Genomic DNA, 25,496 nt, shown 5'->3' on the forward strand with positions numbered 1-25,496 from the left:
AGGGGCTGTCGCAAGCTGCGCTCAATCGGAATTGATCGCCTCGCGGCCCACACGTTCCTCCAGCATCACCAGGTAGGATTGCAGGCGGAGAAGCTTCTTCCGATTGTCGGCAACGAGCACTTTGATCACCTTGGCGCGGTTGATGTCTGGCGCCGCGCGAACGACCGCGCTCGCATCCGCAAGGATTGCGTCGATCTCGTGTTCGAGCCCTTTCGTCATTTGCCGCAGCATTACCAATTGGTCTTCGAGCCGATGAGGATCCGCATTTGCATCGAGATAAGGCTGGTTGTGTGGTCCAGCATCGAGCGTCGGCGCTTCCTTGCTCATCACCGTGCACTCCTCCGGCAGCCGAACCGGCTAGCACGCAATTGGTTCCCGGCAGCGGGAGCGCCCACAAGGCGGTGCTCATGCGCGGCATCGTTGGCTCTATTGCGACTTCTTCGGCCCGCGCCGTCTCAGAAATCGAGCAAACTGGGCTTCGTCAGTTCGAAGGCCGTTGGCCGGCTTCACGTTGCGGCTTGCAGGCGGGATTGTTTCGCCTGGTTTTGAAAGAGCGAGGACAGCCGGATGGACGTAGCTCTTACGGCAAACGGCAGGCGTGTTGTGGAGGACTTCCGCGGCCGCCTCACACATTTGCTTGACTGTCGGGTGCCGGCCCTCCTGCAGGGCTTGTCGCGCGACAGCAAAGGCAGCAACGCTTCCCGCCCAGGTTCTAAACGTCTTGGCGGAGATCGGGGTACCGGAAATATCGGCAAGGTAACGATTGAAACGCCCGGACTCGATAGGTTTCGCCTTGCCGTCGGCCCCCACTGACACGAAGAGCTGCCGCCCGGGAAGCTCGGCAATCTCCTCCAGAATCCGCTGTAGACGGGGATTGCGCAGCCGCCTTCGGATCCGCTGCCCGCCCTTGCCCTTGAAGTTCAGCTCGATGCGGCCGTCGCGGATCCTGAGATGTCGCTTGAGAAGCGTAACGGCGCCGTAGCTGCCGTTCTGTTCCACATAGCTCGAATTCCCGATGCGAAGAGGCGCTTGGTCGAGCAAGGCAGTCAGTACCGCAAGAATTGTCGTCGGGTTGTCAATCGGCCCATTCATCTGTTTGCGGACAGTTCGCCGCATCCGCGGAAGCGCCTTGGCAAAGTCGGGAAGTTGGTCGTACTTGGCGCGGCTTCGCAATTTCTGCCAGGCATCGTGATAGCGATACTGCTTCCGGCCGCGCGCATCATAGCCGGTCGCCTGAAGGTGACCGTTCTTGTTCATGCAGATCCAGACCCGGTCGTAGGCTGGCGGCAATCCAAGCGCTTCGATGCGTGCAATGATGCTGGGGTTCTTCAGCGGCGCGCCGTTCGGGCGTCGATAACAAAAGCCGTTCGCCGTGCGCGACCGGCTGTAGCCCGGTTCCTTGTCTGAAACGTAGACAAGGTCGGGCTCAGCTGGTGATGCACTCTGGCCTATCTCCAATCAGATTCGCCCCATCAACAAGAGGACCACCAGGACGACGACCAGAACGCCCACGATTCCGGACGGCCCGTAGCCCCAATTCGAAGAATGGGGCCATGCGGGAAATGCGCCGACCAGCAGCAGGATCAGAATGATCAGCAGTACGGTTCCAAGCATCTTACGGTCCTTCCGCTATTCATACCCTTGGTTGATAATCACTGCAGGACCTCGATAACTTCGCGGGTCTGCGGATTGATGAGCACTCTCCGGTCGTTAAGGACGACGTAGCCATAGGTAGGCTGATCCGGGATCGTATGGATCTCGACGGTGTCGGGAAGGCGCGTTCCGACCACCAGGTCGCCCTGATAGACTACGGAAGGGCTGCTCTGCTCAAGGACGTATGTTTTGACTTCACCGGGCACGACGACGGTCGTCTGCGCCACGGCGATACCGCCGAAGGACAGGCCCGCGAATACACTTGCTAGGATGATTTTCTTCATGATCAAGCCTCCTAACTTGCGGGGGACTAACCGACGAGCACGGGAATGGTTCCGAAATGCCGCAACCAGCGTCGGGCGGAGCGGGGCGGGTGGGCGAGCGTCTTCGGTCGGTCGCAAGGGTGCCGTGACGATGTCTATTCGCGGCTCAGCATCCGTTGCCTATCCAACGGAAATATCCCGCTTTTTCGCGCTTTAGCTCCGGGTCCGATTCGATGGACTTTCGCCGGTGCCATCAACTTGGCCGGAACCCGCGGTCGTCCTCCGAGTTTATTTGTCGAACAGGAGGAACGATGGTGAAAACGATCGAAGCGAATGTCGACGCCGGTGCCGAACGTGGCTTCGAGTGTCAGTTGGCGATGAGCAATCAATTTCAGCTCCTGACGGAATGTGCCGAACGTGCCGGTTGGTCGTGGGACGAAATCGCGATCGCTTTGCTGGAGTTGACCGATGATTATGTTGCCGCCATGCGCAGGCCGTTGGAAGCAGCCGCGGAACGCGCCAACTTTGTCCCGAAGCGCAACACGCGGCACTGAGGCGGCTGGCATGCGCTCCGCACCAGGGCATCCTGCAGTCATGCTCGCAGCCGGAAAGCTTGGCTTCCACTTCCAGGGGGCGTATCCTTCGCACGGTTTCGCCACTACTGGTGACGAGCATGCCCGACAGAGCACTGTAGGAACGACCAAGGTGGAAGCGATGGCTTCGGGCAAGAAGACAGAAAACGATCGGTTGCTGATGGGCAATCCGGCTCTTCGTGCGGTCGAGCCGGACGTGGGACGAGTCGATGATGTCCCGGACCGGCTGTTGATACTCGCCAACAGGCTGCAGAGGGCTCTCGATTCCCGGCGAGCCGCAAGCGCGCACAGCGCCAGAAGAACTGAGGTGGACAGAAAGATCGAGGACGAACAATGATGCCGGGCCTGCAGCATTTGCGGGTGCTGGTGGCGGAGGATGAGTTCTATGTCGCAAATGACATCGCCCTATTGCTCGAGCGGGCCGGGGCGACCATCATTGGCCCCACACCAACAGTGCAAGAAACCTTGAAGAGCCTGTCGAAGGCGGACGATATTCAGGTTGCCATCCTCGACATCAACCTGAATGGAGAGTTGGTCTTTCCCGTAGCGGACGAACTCGCACGCCGTTCGGTGCCTTTGATCTTCTTCAGCGGCTACGATGATTTGAGCGTTCCGGAGCGGTTCAGGTCAGCGGCACGTCTTAGCAAATGCGCGGGCTCCTCAGACTTGGTGAACGCCGTTTTTGAGCAATACCTCCTGAATGTGTCGACCCTTGCCCCAATCTACGGTGGCCTGTCCGATCAACTCGTTACGGATCTCGTTCCTGGCCTGCGTCTCCGGGCCAGGGTGCTGATGTCGAGCGTCAAGGCTGCGGATTTTCTCGTCGAGCGCACACTCGAACGTGCGATTGCCTTGGCTGCCACGAGAGAGAGGGCACAGCCACTCGATACGTGGCTACACGAGTTGATGACGATCATTTACAGCGAAGGCCCATACGGGCCGAACTGAGAGCGACCACTACCCGACTACCCGAATGATGGGTGGGTGTGAATGGGTGGTTCACGGACTTCGTCCGGGTTGGGCGTTCGCTTTTCGTCCGGCAGATCTTCGGGTTCTGGTTCCTCGATCGGGCGCGGTGTCCGGTTCGGCTCTGGTACTGGGGGCGGTTGCTCGCCGGGTCTATAGGGGCTCGGGCTCATTTCGCTTTCCTCGTTTCCATGAAGAACCGGCGTTCTCCCACATGGTTCCGAGAAGTTTCGAGGATCGTTGCGAGCGGCGCTTTCGAGCGAGATTTAAGAGGTCAGCCCGCTCGGCTCCCTCGTCGCCAAAACGAGAGGCCACTGCCCTGTAGCGTAGGTCGCGCGGGAATGGCGTGTGCGTGACCCACCCGACGCGCAAGCGACCGATCCGGGCATTTCGCAGAGCCCTTGTCGGCGCGGCAATCCGCCGAGGCGGAAACGGAACAAATCCATGTTTTCAGAGTTTGCAGAGCAACACTTGAGGAGGTCAGTGCCATGGACGACAGGGAGGAACTCATTCGCCGGCGTGCCTATGCGATATGGGAAAGCGAGGGACGGCCCGAGGGTCAGGACGAGCGCCACTGGGAACAGGCAAGCCGCGAACTGGCTGAACGTGAGCGTCCCCATCCCACGCAAGAAGCCGACGACGATACCGGAACAATTGTTGCGCCGTCGACGGCTCCGCACGGAAAGGCCGGTCGCCCCGCCGATGAATCCTGAACGTGGAAGGAGAACTCTCATGCGAATTGCTGACATCATGACACGGGACGTTCACGTCGCCAGCCCGGACGATACGATCTCAACGGTGGCGCGGGAGATGGCCGCAAACGATATCGGCTTCCTGCCGGTCGGCGATAACGATCGCCTGATCGGCATGATCACCGACCGCGATATTGTCGTACGATGTGTCGCAGACGGTCGCGACGACAAGACCCGCGTCGGCGATATCATGACTGCAGACGTCAAGTACTGCTTTGACGACGAAGACGTGTCCGAGGTTGCCCGCAACATGGGCGACGAGCAGGTGCGCCGCCTGCCGGTTGTCGATCGCAACAAGCGCCTCGTCGGCATCGTTTCGCTGGCAGATGCGGCACGACGAGATCCTGCTTTGGCGGGCATTGGCCTCAAAGGTGTAACCGCCCCTGGCGGCGCTCACAACCAAAGACCATAACGATGGCCGACACCCGTGATCGGCGCTCACTATGGCGCTCCCCAGTCCTGCTGTCGGCGCCCGAGGAGCATGCTTGGGCGCGAGAAGTCGCCGTTCACGCCCACGCCGGCCAGCGCGACAAGGCGGGCGAACCCTACATACGGCATTGTCAACGCGTTGCCGATGCCGTTCAGGGGGACAAGGCCAAGACCGTTGCCTTTCTGCACGATGTCCTGGAAAAGTCGCCGGGATGGACAGCAGAAAGGCTGCTGGATTCCGGCTTTTCGCCAGAGGTCGTTGCCGCCGTCGAATGCCTGACGCAACGGCCCGGAGAAACGAAGGATGCGTTGACGATCCGTGCCGCCGCCAACCGGCTTACCCTTGAGGTGAAGCGGGCGGACCTCGGCGACAATCTCGCCCAGATTGAACGCCAAGGCAAAAGCGGCGCCGAATACAGGCGCAGGTTGCATCTGCTTGAGGAAGTCGTCAGCGATAAGCACGCTACTGCAGACGACGAAGACGCTGCGGCAGGCCTAACGAGCGAGGCGCGGCTTGCTCGCATTGATGCCGCTCGCCGCACACTTCGCAGCCAATATACCGCTCGTGTCGCGAAACGATCTTTCGTCGTTCCTTTCGGCCTGGCGATCGTCCTGGCGATCGTCGGTGCGTTCTATTTGATCTTCATGCAGTGATCCGAACGTGCCGGTTCATTCAACCGGCACACCGTTCATGCGGTAGGCGAGCTCGTCACGAGCTCGGCTGAGCCGGCTCTTGATGGTTCCAACGGCGCAGTCGCAGATATCGGCGGCCTCCTTGTAGCTCAGGCCATAGCCGGCGACGAGGATCAGGACCTCCCGATGCACGGGGGCCAGCGTTTTCAGCGCAGTGCGCAATTCGCAGTTTAGCACACACCACTCCTGCGGTGGCGCCATGGGTATCGGCAACTCGGCGCAATCGATGACGCCTGGCGCTTCACGCCGCCGCAATTTGTACTGTGTGCGGAACGTATTGTGCATGATGGTAAAGAGCCACGACTTCAAGTTTGTGCCGGGCTCGAAACCATCGATACCGCGCAGCGCGCGGAAAAGCGTTTCCTGCAGGAGATCGTCCGCCTCGAAGTTGGAGGTGACAAATGTGCGTGCAAACGCGCGCAACGCCGGAATGAGATCAACGACCTGACTTTCCAGCGGCTGAGTTTGCGCTTCCTTCTTGAGGGTGGAAGGCATCGGAAAAACTGCCTTTCTGAATAGCTAAGTTGTTCTTTTAACAATGCGCGGCTGGCTTTTATGTTCCGTCGCCCGCGCTAAGCGTGCCAAAGGGCCAGCGCACCTGTAAGCCTCAGGAACAAATCCCAACGGAACTCCAGCACCCAAGGCGAGGTGTCGAGCCGGTAAACTGCTGACCGGGCTTTTGGCGGTTGCTGCCCGTGATGACGCGTGCTGGGAAAGGCTCATGGCACGACCGCGACGTCCAGGATCACATGCAAGCCCCGGGCATCATTCCAGACCCGGACTTTGCTCGACAGAACGCCCTCAGCGAATTGATGGACATCTCAGCCGCGCGGAAATCCGCGCCACGGACGACGCCAAAAGAAGATAGAGGAATGTCAGCACCTCGGCGCCCTTTCTAGAGCAGGGACATTTCGGCCGTTGCAACAATAGTCGCGCCGCCGAGCGTCAGCATCCACCAGGGCGCTTTGAGTTCGCCCATGATGCGCCTGTTGGCGGCCCTCATCGTCACAATGGCGATGAGGGCCCCTGCGAGCACACCGCTTATGACCGACGAGCGCCAGGATACGCACCGCCTCCATTTAGGGAACATCAATGACGACCACGACATCGGCGAAGAGTGAAAGCGTGAGCCATTTCAATAACGTGGCATAGCGTCAGTACTGCACGAAAATCCCAAGAAAAACCAGACGATGCCAAACAGCACGCCATTGGAAGCCGTCGTGGCGCACGTTAATTTCGCTCCGAAAGGCAATGCGCGCCACTGAGAGGAACACATCTTCGATCACCATTTGGTTATACCGACGCATACCACTTAGGTGGGATATTTGATACCTATGTCATCGGAACATACTCGGATGGCGTACTTCCTTTTTCATTCGCAAGAGCCCAATTTGATCGTATTCCAGAGGCGACCTTTGTAGTAGGCTGAAATTTGTTGCTGCTGTAGAGTATGCGTGTTTCGCGGCAGTGGAGAGCCGCAGTCAAGTTAATGCGCTAGTAAGCTCTCTAAGTATTTTCCGAAGTATATCGTATGACCGAGTAGTGTGGCGTGAGGGATGCATTGCCGCGTTTGGTCTCAATATTTTCGGGTCGGGGAGCATCGAAGTTATGATCTTAAACGCATCAAACGGAAAGCAAATCGCTCGCGATACCACACACTCATTGGCCAGCGAACACTTCGAAGCCGTCAATCCGCCAGAACCGTCAACACAACAGGAGCACTTGCTCGTTATTATCGACGGGCGCGCGCTTGACCGGCAATGCCTGGCGAAGAGTATCGTCGCGCAAAAGTCGGACATGCGTGTGCTGGCCCTTGGATCAATCGAAGAATGGAGACAGCAGCGCAGTCAACGACCGCGACTGTCCGCGATCCTGTTAAATATCGGGAGCAGGAAGATCTCGGAACACACCGTCGCCGAAGAGATTCGTAGGTTGTCGTCGGAATTCGACCCCGCGCCAGTCATTGTCTTGGCCGACACAGACGAGCTTGGTCAGATCATGAAGGCGCTCGAATGTGGGGCGAAAGGATACATTCCTTCCTCCGTCAACATCGACGTATGCATAGAGGCCATCTACCTTGCCTTGGCGGGTGGCATCTTCGTTCCCGCCAGCAGCGTATTTGCGGTGCGGCAGTTGCTGGAGACGGGCAACACAGTCGCGCGGCCGTTTGCCAGCATGTTCACTGCCCGCCAGGCCGAAGTGGCTGAAGCCCTAAGGCGAGGAAAGGCCAACAAGATCATTGCCTATGAACTCAACCTTCGGGAGAGCACAGTCAAGGTTCATGTCCGCAACATCATGAAAAAGATCAAGGCTACGAATAGGACCGAAGTTGCATACAAGATAAACGATCTGTTTCCCGGTGACCTTCCAACAGACGATGCCAGCCCACGCTATCGCTGACGAGGCTGAGATCGATGCATAGTGCGTTCCAATCTGTGAAGCAGTTCCGCGCGCACTTCTCTTGCATAAGTAAAGGGTTCCGCCTATTCTGACTGCCAGACTATCAGCAACTGCGCCATTGGCGATAAAGTTGCCCTGGCGGCGCCGAAAGCGAAAACGCACCAGACATGCGGGGGAAATTCACCTGCAGTGCGGTAGCGTATTTAGATTTTCCAATAGCGATCGAATGACAATCTAGTTCCAGTCTTACTGCTGGACATCGGCTGTTTCGAAAGTCTGCTATCTGAGACGGATCCCCTCCCGGAACTCAAGCGAACCCGCCACCATATCGTTTGACCGTATCGTACCCTTGCATCGTTCAGGTGAACTTTGCTTCAAGTCTCCCTTCTGCTGCTGATTGCGTCGATCTGGTTTCCGGGCGCCACACGGATTGCCGGGACGGATGGTTCGCTTTCCTTCCTGTTGGCTCTGTTTTGCGCCGTAGTCGGCATAGCATCCTATGGCGCGCTCGGAAAACGCATCCACCGAACTGAGGCGACCTTGGCAACGGCATTGCTTATGACGGCCGGCCTGATCATCATTTTGTCCCTTTTGTCGATGCTCCACGCCGACAATCCGATGCGGACAATGCGGGCGATCTTCGCGCAGATCTTCGGTTTTGCCACGATCCCTGCGATCGCTGCGATCTCTGTGAGGCCGAACGGCGGTGTTCTGATCGAACGGCTGGTTTCGGCGATGATCATCATGAGCGTCGCAACAGCTTGCATCGTTATCGCCGGGTTCGGCGGCGCCAAGTTTGCGGATAGGGCAGAAGGCTATTTCAAGCACGCAAATCAGTTGGGAATAGCGCTTTCGGCTGGCCTGCCACTGATTGCCGCCCGACTGGTTACCGCACGCAAACACCGAATGTTGCTCGCCGGCTGTCTGGTTACGGTACTCCTTGGCCTGGTGAAGTCCGGCTCCAAGACCAATTTCGTCGTCGGCGTCAGTGGCCTCGGGCTCTTCTTCGCCTTGTATGCCACCTATCTCGCGGTCAGGAGACAGCGCCCGTTGACGGTCATCGCGGGAGTGGTCGCGGCGCCTTTGGTGCTCCAGGCAGCACTGTTCATCCTGCAATCCCTCAATCCGCGCGCGCACCGACTCCTGATGACCCAATTGTCCGGCGGCGAGGCGCATTCGATGATCTCGCGCGAGCGGCTGTGGTCCATCTCGATTGATCTGGGTCTTGCCCATCCGTTCACGGGTGTCGGCGCGGGCCAGCCGATCGGCGATATCGCGCCCCACAGCCATAACCTGTTCATCGAATATTTTCGCACCCTGGGTGTCCCCGGACTGGGGCTGATCACCATCATGGTGTTGCTGGTCGTTGTTATCCTTGCCGGTGCTGTTGTCCCCACGGTGATAGGCCAGGGCCAGAGCAAGTACGCGACCAGCACCAATGGCATGCTGCTTGGATCCGCAGTTTGTGTTTGGAACTATCTTGTGGCGAACCAGATGAGCGACTCCTTCGGCCCATCGACGGCGCCGTTCTTCTGGATCCCGCTCGCGCTGCTGATCGCCTATCGCAGCATGCGGCGATCGCCGGCGCCAGAGACAGGTGAGCGCCGCCTGACTTACCGCGAGGCGATCCCGCGGGCTGCGCAGGCTTTGGGCACATGAGGGTAGCCGCCTTGGATAGGGATCCTGCGGGATCGCAGCGGCTGCGCGCCATGGCGGGGGCGGAACCCCAAGGCATCGGCGCCCGACCGCTGCCAGCGGGTATTCGTTTCATCGAGTTCTTCGGTCTTCCGGGAATCGGGAAAACAACCGTTTCGCGCCTGTTGGCTGAAAGGCTGCGGCGTACCGGTTCACTCGTCGATGAAAAAAGGGTGACGTGGGAAGACAAGCCGCTCGTCGCGCGTCAGTTGAATAGGTTGAGCCTTGTCCTGCCAAGATTGCGCAACCGCGACTTCCGCTCGATCGCGTTGCGAATTGCAAAGTTTGTCGCCGAGGATGGACAGGAGGCGCCTGCGGATCTGATGCGCTGGACTTGGTCTCTGTGGTCGGTTGCCGCCTACATTGTCGAGGAGCGGTCCAAGGATGCCGACGTCACGGTCCTTGACCAGGGACTGCTGCAAGGCTTCTGGTCCATTCTGCTGAAGAGCCGGAATAGGGGCACTTCCGAGCACTGGCTGGATATCATGTCTGCCATTGGACTGGACGACATCGTCTTCGTCGACTTGCGCGGTAGCATCGATCTGGCGCGCAATCGAATTCGAGGCAGGGACGATCGCGCCTCCAGGTTGCAACGCGAGCCTTCAACAGGCGAGGTGTCGCTCTGGACCAAGGCGGAACGCGCTTATTGCACAATCGCCGCCGACCTTTGGAAGACACAGACCGCAGCACGCGGCATGCCGATGCTTGCAGTGGTGGACATGACCGCCTCTGCCTCGCCGGACGAGGTGGCGGACAAGACGTTGCAAGCAGTGCTCCTGGCCTACCAGCGTAGGCTTAAAGCTATCGAACCGGGAGGCCATTGAACGTGAAACTCGATCGTCGTGCTTTCATGCGCCTTGCTGGTGTCGGTCCCGCCCTCGCACTGTTGACCGGCCCTGGCGTGACCGACGACCGGCAGGCACCACGCGACGAAGACGATCTGGACGGTACACGCGTCGTGTTAAGCGGCGAATTCGGCTACGCGCAGAAGATGTTGCGCAACCTTCCGCCCGAAACCACGGTTGATGCTACGCAGGCTCTTTTCACTGTCGCCAACAGCCGGAACACGGCTCCGAATGCGATCCTTGGATGCGATATCGGTATGCAGCCGGTCAATCCCTATCCCGTCGTCCTTCGCGATTGCCCCGAGGTTCATTTCGTCGGTGGGCGAATCAACGGCGAAGTGCCGCTTGATACGGACTGGGCGCACACCTACTGCAACAGTGCCGGCCTGCTCGTCAAAAACGGAACGACGCGGCCGACAATCGAGGGCCTGCGGGCGCGTCGTTGTTGGGATGGCATTCGCCTGACAGACCAAGCAAACGGCTTTCTGCTCAAGAGTTGCTGGCTGAGCGAGATCAGGGACGATGCAGTAGAAGATGACTACCTCCTCGGCGGTGCCATTCAAGATTGCCTGTTCGACGGCTGCTTTTCGGGCGTGAGTCTCGACCCGGCATCGAATGATCGCGATGGCAGCAAAGAGGTCGTGACGATAGACCGATCACTGATCCGCATGCAGGCTTACCTTGCCAAAGGCGACTTAGTCCACCAAGCGCCAGTCAAAGCCTCCGACGTATCCCCACAGCTGAAAATTACGAACTCGGTATTCGCTTTTTCTTCGCCAAAGATGCGAGGATTTCGGCGTTTGGAACGAACCTGGCAAAGAGTGTCTGAAAGCCAGGGCAATATGCTTTTGTGGCTCCCAGATGAACCGATGCCACCGGAGCTGCCGCTTCCATCCGCAGGATTTGATTTGCTGACGGGCAATGACGCCCGCAACTATTGGAACAAGTCCCGCCGACAATGGATCACCGCACATCCGGCAGTTCCCCGATTTTCCAATGACGAACTGTGACGTCTTCAAACCGAATGCGCGAGTTGTGCCGGGCGGCGCATCCGACAAACGCGCTCATGATCTTGAAGAGCATTGAACCCGATCTGAGGTTAAAGCCATGAAAGCACGACAAGTCGAACTGCTGTGCACACTGGGTCCGGCGTCGCTCAACGACAGGGTGATCCATTGGTTGGAGCGGACAGGCACATCGCTCCTGCGTCTCAACCTGTCGCACACGAAGGTCGAAGATATCGAGCGCATTGTCGGCTTCATCAAACAGCGTACATCCGTTCCGCTTTGCCTAGACACAGAAGGCGCCCAGGTCCGCACAGGGCCATTTGCCGATGGCAAGGTGATCGTGCGAGAAAATCGGTTTCTGACGGCGCATGCTCGGCCCGTCGCGGGTGACCAGTCCGCCATCAGCCTCTACCCGGCATACATCGTCAGCAAGCTCGAAGTCGGCGACTTCGTCAGCATCGATTTCAACGCGGTCCTGTCCCAGGTTGTTGAAAAACGCGACGAAGAGGTTCTCCTTCGGGTCCTGAACGGCGGAGAGATCGGGCAGAACAAGGCGGTGACGGTCCAGCGTACCATCGAGATGCCGCCGCTCACGGAGAAGGACATCGCCGCGATTGCCATCGGCCGGCGAATGGGCATTCGCCACTTTGCGCTTTCCTTCGCCCATCGTGCCTCCGACGTGGATGTCATCCGCTCCCATGCCGGCAGCGACGCGACGATCATATCGAAGATAGAGTGCCTCAGTGGACTGCGTCATCTGGCAGCTATCGCAGAAAGGTCTCAGGCGATCCTCATCGACCGCGGCGACCTTTCGCGCGAAGTTCCGATCGAACAGATCCCGGCCATACAGAAGATGATCATCAGTCAGGCGAAGGCACATGGCGCCAAGGCCTATGTCGCAACGAATCTGCTCGAGTCGATGACCAGCGCGCCCACTCCCACTCGCGCCGAAGTCAACGATATCTATAACACGTTGGCCGATGGCGCCGATGGTCTTGTTCTGGCGGCAGAGACTGCGATCGGCCAGTATCCAGTCAATTGTGCGCGGATGGTGGCAAAGGTCGCCCAGCAATTCCTCAGGAACGCCAACAATGGCGGGCGGCCCATCCGCGTGCGGCCTTCGTCGCTCACTCCGGGGGTGGAACCCCATGGCGGGCGCCTCGTCTGTCAGGCGGTAGGCTTGGCCGAAATCCGCGACATCAAGCATTTGCCATCGATCATGGTCGCTGACGAAGAACTGACCGACGTCGAGCAAATTGCCCGCGGCACGTTCTCGCCACTCCGCGGCTTCATGGAAAAAGCCTGCCTGGAGAGCGTGCTCGAGGAAAAGCGGCTGCCTGGGGGGCCAATCTGGACAATGCCGGTTCTGCTGGCCGTGCCGAAAGAAACAGCGACCCGCTACGCCAAGGGTGACCGCATCCTGCTATCCACACAAGGCGGATCGCCACATTCCGTACTTGATGTATCCGAAACCTACGAATTCCAACCTGATCGTCTCGCGCGCAAATGGTTCGGCACGGACTCAAGCGAGCATCCCGGCGTCGCCCGCGTACGCGCGCGCGGGGGACACTTTCTCGCTGGCCACGTCACGCTCGTGCAGCCGCTGCAATTGCCCTGCCGGCGTTTTGATCTGACCCCGTCGCAATTGCGGACAGTTTTTGCTCACAAGGGCTGGAACCGGGTGGTCGCATTCCACGGCCGCAACCTCGTTCACCGCGGTCACGAGATGATTCAGCTCGAAGCCCTGGAGCGCACATATGCCGACGGCCTGTTGATCAACCCCATTGTCGGACATACCAAGCGCGGAGACTTCCTGCCGCACCTGATCCTCGACGGCTATCAGGCCATGCTGGACTACGGCATTTACCCCGCGGGCAAGGTGGTACTGTCAAGCTTCATCACCTATCCGCGATTTGCTGGTCCCCGCGAGGCCGTCTTCACCGCGCTCTGCCGCAAGAATATGGGCTGCAGTCACATCATTGTCGGGCGCGATCACTCTGGCGTTGGTGACTTTTACGGAGCAAATGCCGGTCGCGAACTTTTCGACGAGCTCGGTGATATCGGCATCGAACCGATCTTCTTCGATGCCGTTGGTTACGACACTCAATCCGAACGCTATGTCGACTTGAGCGCCTGCAGAACAGCCAGCCCCATCAGCGGTACTGAAATCCGGCGCGCGCTGAAGGCAGGCGAAGCATTGCCGAACTGGATGATGCGTTCCGAGGTGCAGGATGTCGTTCGGGCAGAGCTGATGATGAAACACGCGCTGTTCCAGGAATAGCGCCCAGATAGGGAGGATAGACTGTGCAGGGACGGACACATCTACAGCCCGAAAACCGGCACGTGCGCGCGCTTCCGCAGGCCGGAACGGTCCTATGGCTGCTTGGACCAACTTCGGCCGGCAAGACCACGCTGGCAACACGCGTGGTTGCCGATCTAAGGACGGCCGGGATTCCCGCCATTCTCTTCGATGGTGATGAGGTGCGCGGCTTCTTTGGCGCTCAGCTTGGTTTTGGTGCAGAAAGCCGGCTCCTTGTCGTTTCGGTTCTTGCGCATCTGGCGAACAAAGCGGCCGAGGCCGGCCTGAATGTGGTTGTCGCGGCGCTCACAGCGGGTGAGGATGCACGCGAATACGTGCGCAAGAATGTTAGAAACCTGACGACGGGCTACGTTGCCTGCTCCATCCAGGGCTGCGCAGAGAGAGACCCGAAAGGGCTCTACGGCAAGGCTATGCGCGGCGAGATCGATACCCTCATCGGCTACAATAGTATGTACAGGCCGCCGGAAAACCCAGACTTCGTTCTCGATACGGAACTCCATTCGCTTGATGAATTGGCTGCCCGTGTCGTCGCCACCTACACAAGGATCGACGGTCGTGCGTGACATGCGCGGCTCTATTGTTAACCGTCCGGTCGCGCCGATATCCGAGGACGTGTTGTGAGCGATTCCGAAACTGCTCGTTTCTTCCTGTCCCTGGTGTTGCTGCTCGTTGCAGCTCTTGCCGGCGGTCAGCTGTTTGAGCGGCTGAAGATGCCGCGGGTCATCGGAGAGATAGCCGGCGGCATCGTCCTTGGCCCATCGGTGCTCGGCGCGATTTCGCCCGAAGCACACAAATCGCTGTTTGTGGCTTTCCCAGCGCAGGCCGCTCTGCTGACCGCGTTCTATTGGTTCGGCCTTGTCCTTCTAATGTTCACGGCAGGTTTCAAGGTTCAGGCAGAGGGCGTTGTGGGGGCCGGGCGGATTGTTGTCGCGCTGGTGGTCGGCGCGCTGATGATCCCGTTCACGTTCGGTTATGCGAGCGCCTCGCTTTTTGCAGATACCCAGCTCGGCGATCCCTTCGCCTTCAAATTGGTTATGGGCATAGCTGCCGCCGTCACGTCGATCCCGGTCATTTCGCGCATATTCCTTGATCTCGGCGTGATGGGAACGCCATTCGCACGTAACGTTATTGGTGCCGCCACGATCCAGGATCTCATCCTCTGGACGATCCTCGCCGTCGCTACCGCAGTCCAGCATGGCGAGGCGGCGAATGCGCTCGGTATCGGGCGCGTGGTCGCTATTACGCTCGGCTTCGTGCTCGCCTCGCTATTTTTCGCACCTCCAGTCGTAAGGGCGCTCCGCCGGTGGATCATCGGCAAGTTCAGCGAGGCGCCGTTCACCGGTTATACCATGCTGCTGTGCCTGATCTTCGTCGCTGTGGCGAGCCTGTTGAATGTGAACATCGTTTTCGCAGCGCTTGTCGCGGGCCTTGTCATGGCTCGGTTCCCCTCGCGGCACCTTGCTCCCGTCAAGCAACACATCGCCGACATCGCGATCTGGTTTTTCGTTCCGATCTATTTCGCGCTTGTCGGGCAACGGCTAAACTTGGCGCAGGAGTTCGATGCCGGTCTGACTGTTCTGTTCATAGGCATGAGCACGGCAATCAAGCTGTTGAGTTGCACGCTTGCCGCGAAAGCCGCCGACTGCGACTGGGTGAGAGCATTCGACTACGGCGTCTCCATGAACACCCGTGGCGGGCCAGGTATCGTGCTGGCCAGTGTGGCGCACGCCGCTGGCATCATCGATGGACGGATGTTCACTGCCCTTGTGCTGGCCTCGATCCTGACCTCGTTTGGCACGGGGCTCTGGTTGCGTTGGCGGATCGTGCGTGATCCCAAGGTGTTTGCCGAATTGGCCGGGTCGCCGGCCGAGTGAGGGTATGTGGCCGCCAGTGCCGCGGGTTGAGGGGGGACGGAAGCCGATGCAGGCCCATTTGCGAGCGCCGGGCGATGGTGCGTCGGCGCGCTTCGTTACCCAGGCGCGGCTCGTGCGTATAAAGGGGCAGAATGTTCTGTTCAGTGCTTCGCAGCACGCGATCTTTGCCCTGAACGATACGGCCGCCGATATCTGGCGATTGTTGGAGGAGGGAATGCCTGCCGAAGCCGTCGCGCGTGGCATTGCGCGCGACCGCATCAGCACCCGGGATGCGCACGGGCAGGTCAAAGCAGCGCTGGGGGATTGGCAGCGTCTCGGGCTGATCCGGCCCCATATCTCGCCGCACGACGTTGCGGCACAGGGGCATGTGAGCCAGATGTTGAGCGTCGCCGGCCGCCGCGTGCGCATCCTCTATCCAAAGGCCCATGCTCTTCCGACGATGACCATATTCAGTCACCTCGAAGTCGGCGAGGGCGATACCGACGTCGTATTCCAGTTGGCGGCCCATGCTGGCCGGCTGCACCTGTTTCGCAATGGCGAGTGGATCGTGGCGTCGGCTCCCAACGAGATGGCGACGGTATTGAAGGGGGAAGTGCTGAGTGATGTCCTCAGGGCCGCCACCTATGAACTGGCTCTCCACGCGGCTGCTCTTCTCAAGAACGGGCGCCTTGTTCTGCTCTGCGGCGAGCCGGGGGCAGGCAAGACAACATTGACGCTTGCGTTGGTTCATGCCGGGTTCGGCTTCGCGTCGGACGATGTCGCGCTGCTGAATGCTGATGGACGCTGTGTCGGGCTTCCATTCGCACCGGCCGTCAAGTCGGGTGCCTGGCCGCTGTTGGCGGATTACTTCCCGGACCTCGACACCACGCCAACGTTCCGCCGCCCGGACAACCGGCGTGTGCGCTATCTTGCGCCAAATGCGTCCGCCGCGGTCACAACGGAGTCTTGGCCTGTGGGCTCGGTCATTCTGCTCCACCGAGATCGCGCTGCCCATCCCGGCCTGGATCCGATCGACCCGGTCGATGTCCTAAGGGGCCTGGTTGGCGGCGCATTTGCGCCGAGCGGTGAACTCGGCGACACCGGCTTCGACGTCCTGGCCCGCGTCATAGCGTCGGTGAGAGCTTACCGCCTGAGCTATTCAGGGCTCGATGACGCGGTCGGTCTGGTTGAGCGAGCCTGCCAATGATGCCTGTGGTGAACTCGCTCGACGCGTTGATCGCTGGCCTGCGCGGTCGGTTGGAGGAGCCGCCGGACTGGCAGGGAATGATCGCGCTGGCGAACCAGACCCTGCTTACGCCGGCCTTGTTCGCGTCATTTGAACGGACAGGTCTCTTGGAACGCGTGCCGGGAGATGTGCGTGACTATCTTCAGTTCATTCGGGACTGCAATCGCGAGCGCAACCAACGCTTGCGAACGCAATTGCATGAAGCCGTTGCAGCTCTGAACGCAGTTGGCATTGCTCCGGTTCTATTGAAGGGTGCAGTGCCGCTGTTTCTCTCCCAAGCAATTCCGGACCGGATAACGAGCGACATCGATCTGGCCGTCACGGCGCGCGACGAGGCATTGGCTCAAGCCTGTCTCGAAGTCCTCGGTTACGTCCCTCTGTCCGATGGCCGCGGCCTGGCGCGCGATCAGGACGTCGGCGTACTGGAGCTGCGCGCGCATCGTCCCGATGGCTTTTCGCGTCCCCAGCTCGTCCGGCAGAACGACCTGCTGGTGAAGATCCCTCCGGCTCAGTCTCGCGCCCTGCACTGGATCGTGCATGACCTGCTCAAGGAAGGTGACTACTGCCGAGGACGAATAGATCTCAGGCACATGTACGACCTGGCACAGCTTGCCGAAAGCGAACCTCTCGACTGGGCCGGACTTCGAGCGACCGTGGTGGACAAAAGTGTGCGCAATGCCGTCGATACGCAGTTGCTTGCCCTGTATCGCTTCTTCGGGACGAACATTCCGCGCGAGTGCGGACAGCGCCCAACGATCCGGTTTCAGCATTGGAGGCGCGTGTTTGCCTCGCGTCACCCGATCTTGGGTGCGCCGTTGCGACTGGCTGGCAACCTGGTCTGGGGCGCAAGACGGCTTTCACGCGTCCGAGACCTGGCGCGGCACGATCCGGCCCATCTCGTTCGCCGGATCGTGATCGTTCTTCTAAACAGAAATATTCGCTCCAAGGTATGAAGTATATATTGATGAAAATTGTTGATTGCTTAACCTTAATCAAGGTGTTAGAATGCAAAAACAATCTTAAGTCGCGTCACTGGAGAGTTTTATGTCGATAAGTTCTCAGCATAATGTAAAAAATGCGCAAGAAGAACTTAGCGCCGAATCCGAGGCGCGTCGCGATTTTCTCTTAAAGGCAGGAAAATTTGCTTCGATTACCCCGCCAGCTATAACGTTGTTGCTCGGTACAAGCTTGAGCTCACGAGCGATTGCTAAATCCTGTGGATCGCGCCCGAAACAAAAAGCGCACTCGGGAAAGGGATGGGGAGACAAGAAACATGCCCACTACGGGTCACGCGGCCAACTGAAAAAAGTCGCCAGCCTGGATTTTGGGAAGCGCAAGAAATAAACCTCACTGACGCAAGTCAGGTGTCTTGGATCACGCATTGATCCTTAAGTTTTGACGAAGCCGGCGGAAATGCCGGCTTTTTTCGTTTCATCATATCCCACCGGTCATGCTCAGAAGCGGCAGACCAGGTCGCTTCAGACAAGCAGGCTTGCGCGGACGAAATTGTCGTCGTGGAGTTGTTCGGCATGCACGCCGAGCAATGTCAGGTGGTCTGTGCCGCTGAGATTGGCCACCACATTCGCGCCCTGGTTCGACGCCACCTGCCGGAACTCACTGGCGCTATCGATGCCGTAAGCACGCAGATCCAGTGCGTCCCCCGTGCTGGCGCCGGCGCGGAAATTGACGATCGTGTCGTTGCCGTCACCAGCCTGGAAGACAAAGAGATTGCTGTTCTTGCCGCCGACGAGCGTGTCGTTGCCGCGCCCGCCCGTTAGTGTTGCATCGCTTCCGAGCCCCCAGAGATAATCGGCAGCTGTCGTGCCGTTCAGCACATAGCCTCCGTTGTTTGAGATTGTCGGGGCACGGCCTGCAGGCGTCGCGATGAAGTAGGTATCCGTCAAAGAGCTGGTGACGGTGGTGCCGTTGAAACTGGTCACGTTGTAAAACTCGATCAACATTCCCTGATCGGTGATTGTTACGAGGCTGGCGCCGACATTGGGGACGTCGCGCCCCGCACCGCCAAGGCCCGTGGTGGTGTAGGGGAGCTGGAGCCCGTCGCCGTTATCGTCTCGGTTTTCGCGGTAGTAGTTGTGCTCGTGCCCAGCGAAAACCGCGTTCACGCCCCAGGGTTCGAAGGGCCAGCGCATCGTGCTGGTGCTGCCGCTCGGATTGTAGGCCGTGTGGTGGAAGTAGGCTACGTTGAAGCTTGCGTTCGACGCGTCGAGCGTTGTGTGCATCCACTTGCCCTGGACCGACGTCGAACTACGGCCGTCCGGATCCTCCTTGTTGCTGTTGAGGGCAAAGAAATGCACCGGCCCGATCTGAAAATCGTAGTAGCGTTCGTTGTCGGGCAGAGTGAAATAATTCAGGTAGTTGGTGACATTGTTCTCGCCATATTCGTGGTTGCCGAGTACGGGGAAGAAGCGGTTGACGGCGCTGCCGGCGCCATAGGCCCCCTGATAGTTGCCGATGTAGTCGTGATATTGCTGGCCTACCGCCCCATCCAGGGTTTGCGGTGCGTAGACGTTGTCGCCGACAGTAAGGGCGAAGTCGACATTCCAGCTGTGAATGAGAGCCGAGACCGCCTTTTCTCCATTGAGGCTTGTGTCTCCGAAATCGCCGAAGACCGCAAAGCGGTAGAGGGTCTGCGGTCCCGCTTGGGCTGCGACGCTGACGATGTAGTCGTGCTCGGCCGTGCTACCGTCTAAGGACGTTGCCGTTACGTGAAGGGTGATCGAAGGTTCGGTCTGGGCATTGAGAGTGCCAGTACCCGATCGTGTAATCACGCCGTTGGCATCGATGGTAAAGCGGCTATCGCTTAGATTGTAGGTGACAGTGGAGCCTATATCGGGATCGCTTGCCGAGGCGGTGATGCCAACTCTGGTGCCGGCGGGAGAACTCTGGACGATCCGGTTGGTGGCTGTATCGGCGTCGGCCGGCGTTCTGAAGGTGACGGGTTCATCACTGTCGAGAACGCCGAGAGTGTAGGTCTGGGTGGCGGTGCTACGATCGGCCGAGGTTGCCGTGACAGTCAGCGTGATCGAGGCTTGGGTTTCGAAGTCGAGCGTGCCGACACCGGAGCGGGTAATCACACCATTCGAGCCAATAGAGAAGCGTTGGTCGTCGACGCTGTAGGTAACGGTCGAGCCGGCATCCGGATCGCTGGCCGAAGCGGTAATGCCCAAGGCCGTGCCCGCGATGGCCAGCTCCGCGATCTGGTTCGCACCGGGATCTGCATCGGAGGGTGTGTTGAAGACAACGGGCGCGCTTGCCGGCGGTACGTAGTATTCAATGTGCAGCAGCGGCGCTGCCGCGGCATTGCTATCAAATGCTCTTGCGGTGCGCGTGCCGGTACCTGTTACAAGGAGCACCATGTCGTTGAGCGCCGTCCAGCCGTTGCGGTCGATGATCTCCTGAACGATCGCCTTCAGGTCCGGCGTTCGCTGCGCGAATCCTGCCGCTCCCCGGGTTGTCCAGTCCGCTGGCGCCCATGCGACCGATGCGTCCGTTGCCGAGCGGGAAGACACGTTGAACTGAGCGGTGGTAAACGCGGCGGCATCGTCCACATCTTGGCCGCGGATCATAAGCGATACAGTTCCAGTGCTCACCTGGTCCACGGTAAACTGGATGTAGGCGTTTGTGATGATCGCGCCCTTTGGGATGTCGATGCCGGTGAAGCGCATGCCGACCGTCTGGACCTTGGCGCCGTCGACCGTCAGTTCCAGGTCGCTGCTATTGGCCGAGACTGAGCCCGAAGCAGCCTCCTCGACATCATCGAGGCTGGCGATAACTCTCTTCTCGAAGATCATGCTATTGGTGGCAGGCGGACTGTTGATGACGGAGTAGTCGCGGGTGGCCGTGCTGCCATCGGACGAAGTCGCCGTTACATGGAGTGTAATCGTCGGCTCGGTATCTGCATTGAGCGCACCGATTGCCGAGCGTGTGATGACGCCGTTTCCGTCGATGACAAAACGCGGATCGTCGAGGCTGTACGTCACGGTCGAGCCAGCATCCGGATCACTGGCCGAAGCAGTGATGCCTATCCGGGTGCCGGCGGCAGCATTCTGGTCGATCCTGTCGGCGGTCGGATCGCTATCGGCCGGATTGCGAAAGGCGATTGGCTCCTGACTGTTGAGAACGCTGACCGTAAAGGCCTGAACGGCCCTGCTTTGGTCGGATGAGGTTGCCGTGACCGTTAGCGTGATCGAGGTCTGAGTTTCGAAATCCAGGGTGCCTGTGGCCGATCGGGTGATGACGCCATTTGCGTCGATGGTAAAGCGTGCGTCGTCGATGCTGTAGGTGACGGTGTCGCCGGCGTCGGGATCGGCCGCCGAAGCGGTGACGCCGATGGCCGTGCCGGCGGACGCGAGCTCGGCGATCTGGTTTGCGCTGGGATCGCCGTCAGAAGGCGTATTGAAGACGACCGGATCACTGGTCGGCGGCACGGAATATTCGACATGCAGGAGCGGTGCGGCAGCCGGGCCGCCATCATAGGCTCTTGCGGTACGCGTACCGGTACCGGTGATCAGGAACACCATGTCGTTGAGCGCTGCCCAGCCGTCGCGGCTGACGATTTCCTGGATGATTGCGCTGAGGTCAGGGGTGCGTTGGGCAGGGTCGGCCGCTCCGCGCGTCGCCCAATCCACCGGTTCCCACGCAACCGATGCGTCGGTGGCCTGACGAGAGGTGACGTTGAACTTCGCAGTGGTGAAGGCCGCAGCGTCGTCCACGTCCTGGCCGCGGATCAAGAGCGAAATCGTCCCCGTGCTCACCTCATCGACGGTAAACTGGATGTAGGCGTTGGTGATGATTGCTCCCTTGGGGATGTCAATGCCGGTAAAGCGGATGCCGACGGTCTGGCCCACGCCGTCATCGACGGTCAATTCGAGGTCACTGCTGTTCAGGGACACCGAACCGGTTGATCGCTCCTCCGCGTCGTCTGCGCTTGAGGCCACGCGCGCCTCGAAGATCGGATCGGCCGCAAGTGCCGTGACTGCAGCACTGTTTAGAGACGCCGTGTCGGTATCGGGTGTCTGCGACATCGGCTCCGTTGCCGGCGCGATCGACCGCCGCAGTCCACTTGGCTGCGTGTCAAAGTTCGTCGTCTGCTCAGGGGCGCCGGCTGGCGCTGGGTTGCCGATCGTCCCGACGACAGGGCCCTGGTCATCGTTCGCAACGGTGGAGGGACGCTCGCTGCGGTTGACGGATGCGAAGAAACCCCAGGGCGCGCTAGGGTCAATTATCGACCGTGGTTGAGCTGCCCTCAGCCCGATGAAGCCGATCGGATCGGCGTCGAGATCGTCAAACACGTAGTTGCCGTTGACGTCAAAACTCAGCGCAAAATCGAGCGCGAGCAGTTTTGGGTCGTCGAGGGCGGACGGGATGCGAGACAGCTTGGACATGTCCAATCTCCTTTCCGCGGGTTGCGGACAATTGGGGCAAGCCGGCAAGGCCGGTGCTTCCATGCCCGCCGTGCGACCAGGCGCGCGACGGGATCACTTCAGGCTGTGGCCCGACGGCCGATCATGTACGTTGGTCGCGCTCACGCGAGCAGCCAGTGGTCGAGCTGGAACTCGTAAAGCTTGCCGTCATTTTCGTTCGGGTTGGAATCGTTGTCGACGCCACGGTCGACGATGTAGAGGCTCATCTGGTTCGCGTCGTCGCTGCTCGGTGCGAGGGCCAAACCGGCCACTTTGCGGGCATTGGCCGCCGAAATATCGAGTGTGCCCAGTTGCTGCCCCGTCGTCGACATCATGACCACCTGAGTGCGCGACTTGACGACATAGAGCAGGTCGTGGACGGGGTCGTATTCGACGCAAGGATCTCCATTGGAGAGCGTGCCGATCGAGAAACTCGTCACCACGTCATCGCCGCCGGTGGAGGCCACTCCGTCGAATTTGCCGTTGGCGCCCGGGTTGATCGTGTAGATATTTGCCGAGCCGTCTGCGAGATAAAGGACACCACGTTTCGTGTCATAGGCGATGCCTTCCGGGTCGGAGCTGCCGAATGCGGATGTCCTGAACGAGGTTACGATGTCATCGGCCGTATTGTAGAGTCCGTCCGTTCCCGGATTGAGTTCGTAAATACTCTTCGTGCCGGTATCATCGGAAAAATAGAGATGATGATTGGTTGGATTGTAGGCAACCCCACTTGGTTCGTCTGAATAGCTGGTGGTGGTCATCGACCTCACCAAGGTACCGTTAAGGCTCATCTCGAAGAGGTTCTTTCCCTGAAATATCGACATCTCATCGACTTCAGCGTCGGAGATCATCAAGGTTCCGAGATGGGAGATGTAGGTGATACCCGAAGGGTCCGGGCTCGCCGGCGACCACTGCGAGGTCGGAACGATATGCACGAGCGTTGCTGACGTGGGCGGACTGGGCGTGCCTGAAATGACGTTGACGCTGTAGTCATGGGAGGCGGTACTGCCGTCCGAGGACGTCGCGGTGACGGTCAAGGTGATCGAAGGCTGGGATTGGGCATTCAGCGTACCCGTGCCCGAGCGGGTGATGATGCCGTTCGCATCGATTGCGAAGCGCGTATCGTTCAGGCTGTAGGCGATGGTCGAGCCGGCGTCCGGGTCGGCCGCTGAAGCGGTAATTCCCACCTTGGTGCCAGCGGCGGCGTTCTGGCCAATCTGGTTGGTGGCCGTGTCGGTATCGGCCGGGGACGTGAAGGCGACCGGCTCTTGGCTGTTGAGAATGCCAACGGTAAAGGACTGGGTGGCCGTACTTTGGTCGGATGAAGTCGCCGTCACAGTCAGGGTTAGCGAAGTCTGGGTCTCGAAGTCGAGGACACCGACGCCCGAACGCGTAATGACGCCGGTCGATGCATCGATGGAAAAACGCGCGTCGTCTATGCTGTAGCTCACCGTATCGCTGGCATCTGGATCGCTTGCTGAAGCGGTGATGCCGATGGCCGTTCCGGCGGCCGCCAGTTCAGCAATCTGATTGGCGGTGGAGTTGGCATCGGCCGGGCTATTGAAGGCGACCGGGGCGCTCGCTGTCGGAACGTAATATTCGATGTGCAGAAAGGGCGCGGCCACGGCATTGCCATCGAAAGACTTGGCAGTGCGGGTGCCGGTCCCCGTGACCAGGAAGGCGATGTCATTCAACGCCGCCCAACCGCCACGATCTATAATCTCCTGAATGATCGCCTTCAGGTCGGGCGTACGTTGCCCGGTGCCAGCCTCGCCGCGTATCGTCCAGTCCGCCGGTGACCAGCTGACCGATGCGTCTGTGGTCGGTCGTGAGGAGACATTGAATTTTGCGGTGGTAAACTCGGCAGCGTCGTCCGAATCCTGACCACGGATCAGTAGTGAAGCTAACCCCGTGCTCACCTCGTCCGTGGTGAACTGGATGTACGCGTTGGTAATGATCGCACCCTTCGGGATATCGATGCCGGCAAAGCGCAAGCCGACCGTTTGGCGCGTGCTGTCATCATATCCAAGTTCAAGATCATTGACATTGCCGGTTATTGAACCAGAGGCCTTTTCCTCGGCGTCATCGGCCGCACCTGACACGCGTGTCTCGAAAGTCGTCGGTGTGCTGCTGCTGGAAACCGCAAAACTCTGAGCGCTCATCGTCTTGGCGGCTGCGTCGCCGTCAGACGCCAGGGTTGGGGATACGGTCTCGGTCTGGTTCGCCACCCCGCTTTCGGCTGGAGCCGTGGCGTCGTCGTGGTGCGTTGGCGCGCCCCATGGATCGAAGCCAGTGGGCCAGCGGTCCCAGTCGCCGATCCCCTCGAACGAGACCGTCGCTCGCAGTATGTCTTGGAAAAATGAAGCCAATGCATCGGCAGCGGAGATGCCGGTCAGTGTCATTGATCCGTCAGCGGTCAGCCCATCGCCCTTGAGGCCATAGTCGAGGTCGATATCTGCCAAGAGCTGTTTGACGCTAGGAAACCGAGCCAGGCTGGTCATGTCGTATCTCCAATGAAAGAACGCAAGGGGCAAAACGCGTTGAACCGGCGGCTTTTCCTTGGGTTCGGTTCGGTTTTGATCGGCATTGGCGCCGATCGGCTCAATCGTCTCTGGCCGCTGGACCGGTTGTTTTTCCGTCCTTCGGTTCTGAACCAATCTCCAATGCGTGACCTTATGCCTTGGCTTCGGTCACAGAGGGCTCGGTTCCCGGTTTCCCATTCTCCTTGAAGAGCGCAGCCCAATCCTGCCGGGCTCGATACGAAGTCATCAGGACAGCCGGGATATCGCCCAAGCGCCTTCCTCCTGGATTTTGCCGCGCCGCTCATGGGCGCGCTGGTCACGCAGGATCTGGATGGCGATCGTCAAAAGCTTGCGTGCAATCGCCCCACGCGCCTTATTGGTTTCTCTGATCTTCAGGTGCTCGTGCTGGGCGCGAAGCTCAGGATCGCTGGCCACGGCCGGTGCGACCGCTTCGACGAAGGCCCAGCGCAGTCACTTGTTGCCCTGCTTGATGATCTTGCCGTAGTGGGTCTTACCGCCACTCGAATAGGTCGACGGTACGAGGCCCGCATAGGCGGCCAGCTTCTTCGGGTTGCGGAACCGGCTGATATCGTCGATCTCCGCCTCGATCAGCCTTGCGAAGAACTCGCCGATGCCGGGGATCGTCTTCCCGTGTCGATTTCTCGAAAACGCCAACAGGATAAGCCGAAAGGCTGCAAGCGTGACTGTCCCCCGATCATCACCTGCATCTCAGTGATCCGTTCTGTCCAGAGGCGACCTCTTTCATGTCACCTCCTTTTTCCGAGGCGGCTCTGCGAGCCAGCCTTTGCGGGTCTGCTATCCGTGTGGATGCTCGC

25 protein-coding genes and 1 pseudogene are annotated in these 25,496 nt (G+C 59.6%); 16 read left to right on the plus strand and 10 right to left on the minus strand.

Annotated features, from left to right (window positions below):
* Window positions 1-21: 21 nt before the first annotated feature.
* The 4 genes from AC3WWH_RS13610 to AC3WWH_RS13625 all read right to left on the minus strand — a co-directional run bounded on the left by AC3WWH_RS13610 (window position 22) and on the right by AC3WWH_RS13625 (window position 1,937).
* Window positions 22-327: a hypothetical protein gene (locus tag AC3WWH_RS13610; protein ID WP_492377050.1), complete on the minus strand. Its 306-nt coding sequence runs from the start codon at window positions 325-327 to the stop codon at window positions 22-24.
* A 99-nt stretch (window positions 328-426) separates the two neighbouring features.
* Window positions 427-1,458, minus strand: coding sequence for a DNA topoisomerase IB (locus AC3WWH_RS13615; RefSeq protein WP_492377051.1), 1,032 nt, complete (start codon window positions 1,456-1,458; stop codon window positions 427-429).
* Window positions 1,459-1,614 (minus strand): DUF3309 family protein, encoded by a 156-nt coding sequence (locus AC3WWH_RS13620; RefSeq protein ID WP_082641198.1) that lies wholly within the window; start codon window positions 1,612-1,614, stop codon window positions 1,459-1,461.
* Window positions 1,615-1,652: 38 nt separating this feature from the next.
* Window positions 1,653-1,937 carry a DUF1236 domain-containing protein gene (locus AC3WWH_RS13625; protein ID WP_058324721.1) on the minus strand — a complete coding sequence of 95 codons (285 nt, stop codon included), beginning with the start codon at window positions 1,935-1,937 and terminating at the stop codon, window positions 1,653-1,655.
* Window positions 1,938-2,227: 290 nt separating this feature from the next.
* On the opposite strand from AC3WWH_RS13625, the gene AC3WWH_RS13630 reads away from it, so the two are divergent.
* From AC3WWH_RS13630 to AC3WWH_RS13655, 6 genes are all read left to right on the plus strand, one after another.
* Window positions 2,228-2,470 (plus strand): hypothetical protein, encoded by a 243-nt coding sequence (locus AC3WWH_RS13630; RefSeq protein WP_058324720.1) that lies wholly within the window; start codon window positions 2,228-2,230, stop codon window positions 2,468-2,470.
* 10 nt (window positions 2,471-2,480) lie between these two features.
* Window positions 2,481-2,846 (plus strand): hypothetical protein, encoded by a 366-nt coding sequence (locus AC3WWH_RS13635; RefSeq protein WP_113399336.1) that lies wholly within the window; start codon window positions 2,481-2,483, stop codon window positions 2,844-2,846.
* Window positions 2,843-3,457, plus strand: a complete 615-nt coding sequence (locus AC3WWH_RS13640) for a response regulator (RefSeq protein ID WP_058324718.1) — start codon at window positions 2,843-2,845, stop codon at window positions 3,455-3,457. The genes AC3WWH_RS13635 and AC3WWH_RS13640 overlap by 4 nt, the downstream gene beginning before the upstream one ends.
* 506 nt (window positions 3,458-3,963) lie before the next feature.
* Window positions 3,964-4,188: a DUF2934 domain-containing protein gene (locus AC3WWH_RS13645; RefSeq protein ID WP_058324717.1), complete on the plus strand. Its 225-nt coding sequence runs from the start codon at window positions 3,964-3,966 to the stop codon at window positions 4,186-4,188.
* A 19-nt stretch (window positions 4,189-4,207) separates the two neighbouring features.
* Window positions 4,208-4,639: a CBS domain-containing protein gene (locus tag AC3WWH_RS13650; RefSeq protein WP_058324716.1), complete on the plus strand. Its 432-nt coding sequence runs from the start codon at window positions 4,208-4,210 to the stop codon at window positions 4,637-4,639.
* Window positions 4,640-4,641: 2 nt separating this feature from the next.
* Window positions 4,642-5,310: an HD domain-containing protein gene (locus AC3WWH_RS13655; RefSeq protein WP_063891540.1), complete on the plus strand. Its 669-nt coding sequence runs from the start codon at window positions 4,642-4,644 to the stop codon at window positions 5,308-5,310.
* A 15-nt stretch (window positions 5,311-5,325) separates the two neighbouring features.
* On the opposite strand, the gene AC3WWH_RS13660 is transcribed toward AC3WWH_RS13655, so the two are convergent.
* Both AC3WWH_RS13660 and AC3WWH_RS13665 read right to left on the minus strand, forming a co-directional pair.
* Window positions 5,326-5,844 carry a sigma-70 family RNA polymerase sigma factor gene (locus tag AC3WWH_RS13660; protein ID WP_058324715.1) on the minus strand — a complete coding sequence of 173 codons (519 nt, stop codon included), beginning with the start codon at window positions 5,842-5,844 and terminating at the stop codon, window positions 5,326-5,328.
* Window positions 5,845-6,503: 659 nt separating this feature from the next.
* A complete protein-coding gene (locus AC3WWH_RS13665) occupies window positions 6,504-6,638 on the minus strand; it encodes a hypothetical protein (RefSeq protein ID WP_280938353.1) in 135 nt (44 codons plus the stop codon).
* Window positions 6,639-6,957: 319 nt separating this feature from the next.
* Between AC3WWH_RS13665 and AC3WWH_RS13670 the strand changes: the two genes are divergently transcribed.
* Window positions 6,958-7,749, plus strand: coding sequence for a response regulator transcription factor (locus AC3WWH_RS13670; protein WP_082641197.1), 792 nt, complete (start codon window positions 6,958-6,960; stop codon window positions 7,747-7,749).
* 497 nt (window positions 7,750-8,246) lie between these two features.
* On the opposite strand, the gene AC3WWH_RS13675 is transcribed toward AC3WWH_RS13670, so the two are convergent.
* Window positions 8,247-8,495: a hypothetical protein gene (locus tag AC3WWH_RS13675; protein ID WP_197423497.1), complete on the minus strand. Its 249-nt coding sequence runs from the start codon at window positions 8,493-8,495 to the stop codon at window positions 8,247-8,249.
* Between AC3WWH_RS13675 and AC3WWH_RS13680 the strand changes: the two genes are divergently transcribed.
* From AC3WWH_RS13680 to AC3WWH_RS13720, 9 genes are all read left to right on the plus strand, one after another.
* Window positions 8,485-9,408, plus strand: coding sequence for an O-antigen ligase family protein (locus AC3WWH_RS13680; protein ID WP_492377052.1), 924 nt, complete (start codon window positions 8,485-8,487; stop codon window positions 9,406-9,408). The two genes, AC3WWH_RS13675 and AC3WWH_RS13680, sit on opposite strands and share 11 nt — an antisense overlap.
* A gap of 11 nt (window positions 9,409-9,419) precedes the next feature.
* On the plus strand, window positions 9,420-10,268 hold the full coding sequence (locus AC3WWH_RS13685) for an ATP-binding protein (RefSeq protein ID WP_492377053.1): 849 nt from the start codon (window positions 9,420-9,422) through the stop codon (window positions 10,266-10,268).
* A 2-nt stretch (window positions 10,269-10,270) separates the two neighbouring features.
* The gene (locus AC3WWH_RS13690; protein ID WP_058324712.1) at window positions 10,271-11,299 is read left to right on the plus strand and encodes a hypothetical protein; all 1,029 of its coding nucleotides are present in this window, start codon (window positions 10,271-10,273) and stop codon (window positions 11,297-11,299) included.
* A 97-nt stretch (window positions 11,300-11,396) separates the two neighbouring features.
* The gene (locus AC3WWH_RS13695; RefSeq protein WP_058324711.1) at window positions 11,397-13,577 is read left to right on the plus strand and encodes a pyruvate kinase; all 2,181 of its coding nucleotides are present in this window, start codon (window positions 11,397-11,399) and stop codon (window positions 13,575-13,577) included.
* 23 nt (window positions 13,578-13,600) lie between these two features.
* The gene (locus tag AC3WWH_RS13700; RefSeq protein WP_492377054.1) at window positions 13,601-14,179 is read left to right on the plus strand and encodes an adenylyl-sulfate kinase; all 579 of its coding nucleotides are present in this window, start codon (window positions 13,601-13,603) and stop codon (window positions 14,177-14,179) included.
* A 93-nt stretch (window positions 14,180-14,272) separates the two neighbouring features.
* The gene (locus tag AC3WWH_RS13705) at window positions 14,273-15,490 is read left to right on the plus strand and encodes a cation:proton antiporter (RefSeq protein ID WP_492377103.1); all 1,218 of its coding nucleotides are present in this window, start codon (window positions 14,273-14,275) and stop codon (window positions 15,488-15,490) included.
* A gap of 46 nt (window positions 15,491-15,536) precedes the next feature.
* Window positions 15,537-16,676, plus strand: a complete 1,140-nt coding sequence (locus AC3WWH_RS13710; RefSeq protein WP_492377055.1) for a PqqD family protein — start codon at window positions 15,537-15,539, stop codon at window positions 16,674-16,676.
* The gene (locus AC3WWH_RS13715) at window positions 16,676-17,668 is read left to right on the plus strand and encodes a nucleotidyltransferase family protein (protein ID WP_492377104.1); all 993 of its coding nucleotides are present in this window, start codon (window positions 16,676-16,678) and stop codon (window positions 17,666-17,668) included. The genes AC3WWH_RS13710 and AC3WWH_RS13715 overlap by 1 nt, the downstream gene beginning before the upstream one ends.
* 91 nt (window positions 17,669-17,759) lie before the next feature.
* Complete coding sequence (locus AC3WWH_RS13720) at window positions 17,760-18,059, plus strand: hypothetical protein (RefSeq protein ID WP_082641195.1); 300 nt, start codon at window positions 17,760-17,762, stop codon at window positions 18,057-18,059.
* Between the two features lie 134 nt (window positions 18,060-18,193).
* Here AC3WWH_RS13720 and AC3WWH_RS13725 read toward each other — a convergent pair whose 3' ends face one another.
* The 3 genes and pseudogenes from AC3WWH_RS13725 to AC3WWH_RS13735 form a co-directional block, all read right to left on the minus strand.
* Complete coding sequence (locus tag AC3WWH_RS13725; RefSeq protein ID WP_492377056.1) at window positions 18,194-22,120, minus strand: metallophosphoesterase; 3,927 nt, start codon at window positions 22,118-22,120, stop codon at window positions 18,194-18,196.
* A 140-nt stretch (window positions 22,121-22,260) separates the two neighbouring features.
* Window positions 22,261-24,639, minus strand: a complete 2,379-nt coding sequence (locus tag AC3WWH_RS13730) for an RTX toxin (RefSeq protein WP_492377057.1) — start codon at window positions 24,637-24,639, stop codon at window positions 22,261-22,263.
* Window positions 24,640-24,906: 267 nt separating this feature from the next.
* Window positions 24,907-25,308: pseudogene (locus AC3WWH_RS13735) on the minus strand (transposase); the annotation flags it as partial.
* Window positions 25,309-25,496 lie beyond the last annotated feature (188 nt).

Source organism: Ensifer sp. EB106-03-01-XG145 (assembly GCF_058792075.1).

What these genes read in the sequence shown, in the direction of transcription:
- AC3WWH_RS13725 (WP_492377056.1), bottom strand. Translation starts at nt 22,120, where the DNA reads ATGTCCAAGCTGTCTCGCATCCCGTCCGCCCTCGACGACCCAAAACTG.
- AC3WWH_RS13695 (WP_058324711.1), top strand. Translation starts at nt 11,397, where the DNA reads ATGAAAGCACGACAAGTCGAACTGCTGTGCACACTGGGTCCGGCGTCG.
- AC3WWH_RS13730 (WP_492377057.1), bottom strand. Translation starts at nt 24,639, where the DNA reads ATGACCAGCCTGGCTCGGTTTCCTAGCGTCAAACAGCTCTTGGCAGAT.
- AC3WWH_RS13610 (WP_492377050.1), bottom strand. Translation starts at nt 327, where the DNA reads ATGAGCAAGGAAGCGCCGACGCTCGATGCTGGACCACACAACCAGCCT.
- AC3WWH_RS13720 (WP_082641195.1), top strand. Translation starts at nt 17,760, where the DNA reads ATGTCGATAAGTTCTCAGCATAATGTAAAAAATGCGCAAGAAGAACTT.
- AC3WWH_RS13660 (WP_058324715.1), bottom strand. Translation starts at nt 5,844, where the DNA reads ATGCCTTCCACCCTCAAGAAGGAAGCGCAAACTCAGCCGCTGGAAAGT.
- AC3WWH_RS13640 (WP_058324718.1), top strand. Translation starts at nt 2,843, where the DNA reads ATGATGCCGGGCCTGCAGCATTTGCGGGTGCTGGTGGCGGAGGATGAG.
- AC3WWH_RS13635 (WP_113399336.1), top strand. Translation starts at nt 2,481, where the DNA reads ATGCGCTCCGCACCAGGGCATCCTGCAGTCATGCTCGCAGCCGGAAAG.
- AC3WWH_RS13680 (WP_492377052.1), top strand. Translation starts at nt 8,485, where the DNA reads ATGATCATCATGAGCGTCGCAACAGCTTGCATCGTTATCGCCGGGTTC.
- AC3WWH_RS13710 (WP_492377055.1), top strand. Translation starts at nt 15,537, where the DNA reads ATGCAGGCCCATTTGCGAGCGCCGGGCGATGGTGCGTCGGCGCGCTTC.
- AC3WWH_RS13655 (WP_063891540.1), top strand. Translation starts at nt 4,642, where the DNA reads ATGGCCGACACCCGTGATCGGCGCTCACTATGGCGCTCCCCAGTCCTG.
- AC3WWH_RS13650 (WP_058324716.1), top strand. Translation starts at nt 4,208, where the DNA reads ATGCGAATTGCTGACATCATGACACGGGACGTTCACGTCGCCAGCCCG.
- AC3WWH_RS13630 (WP_058324720.1), top strand. Translation starts at nt 2,228, where the DNA reads ATGGTGAAAACGATCGAAGCGAATGTCGACGCCGGTGCCGAACGTGGC.
- AC3WWH_RS13620 (WP_082641198.1), bottom strand. Translation starts at nt 1,614, where the DNA reads ATGCTTGGAACCGTACTGCTGATCATTCTGATCCTGCTGCTGGTCGGC.
- AC3WWH_RS13665 (WP_280938353.1), bottom strand. Translation starts at nt 6,638, where the DNA reads ATGGTGATCGAAGATGTGTTCCTCTCAGTGGCGCGCATTGCCTTTCGG.
- AC3WWH_RS13625 (WP_058324721.1), bottom strand. Translation starts at nt 1,937, where the DNA reads ATGAAGAAAATCATCCTAGCAAGTGTATTCGCGGGCCTGTCCTTCGGC.
- AC3WWH_RS13645 (WP_058324717.1), top strand. Translation starts at nt 3,964, where the DNA reads ATGGACGACAGGGAGGAACTCATTCGCCGGCGTGCCTATGCGATATGG.
- AC3WWH_RS13715 (WP_492377104.1), top strand. Translation starts at nt 16,676, where the DNA reads ATGCCTGTGGTGAACTCGCTCGACGCGTTGATCGCTGGCCTGCGCGGT.
- AC3WWH_RS13670 (WP_082641197.1), top strand. Translation starts at nt 6,958, where the DNA reads ATGATCTTAAACGCATCAAACGGAAAGCAAATCGCTCGCGATACCACA.
- AC3WWH_RS13675 (WP_197423497.1), bottom strand. Translation starts at nt 8,495, where the DNA reads ATGATGATCATCGCCGAAACCAGCCGTTCGATCAGAACACCGCCGTTC.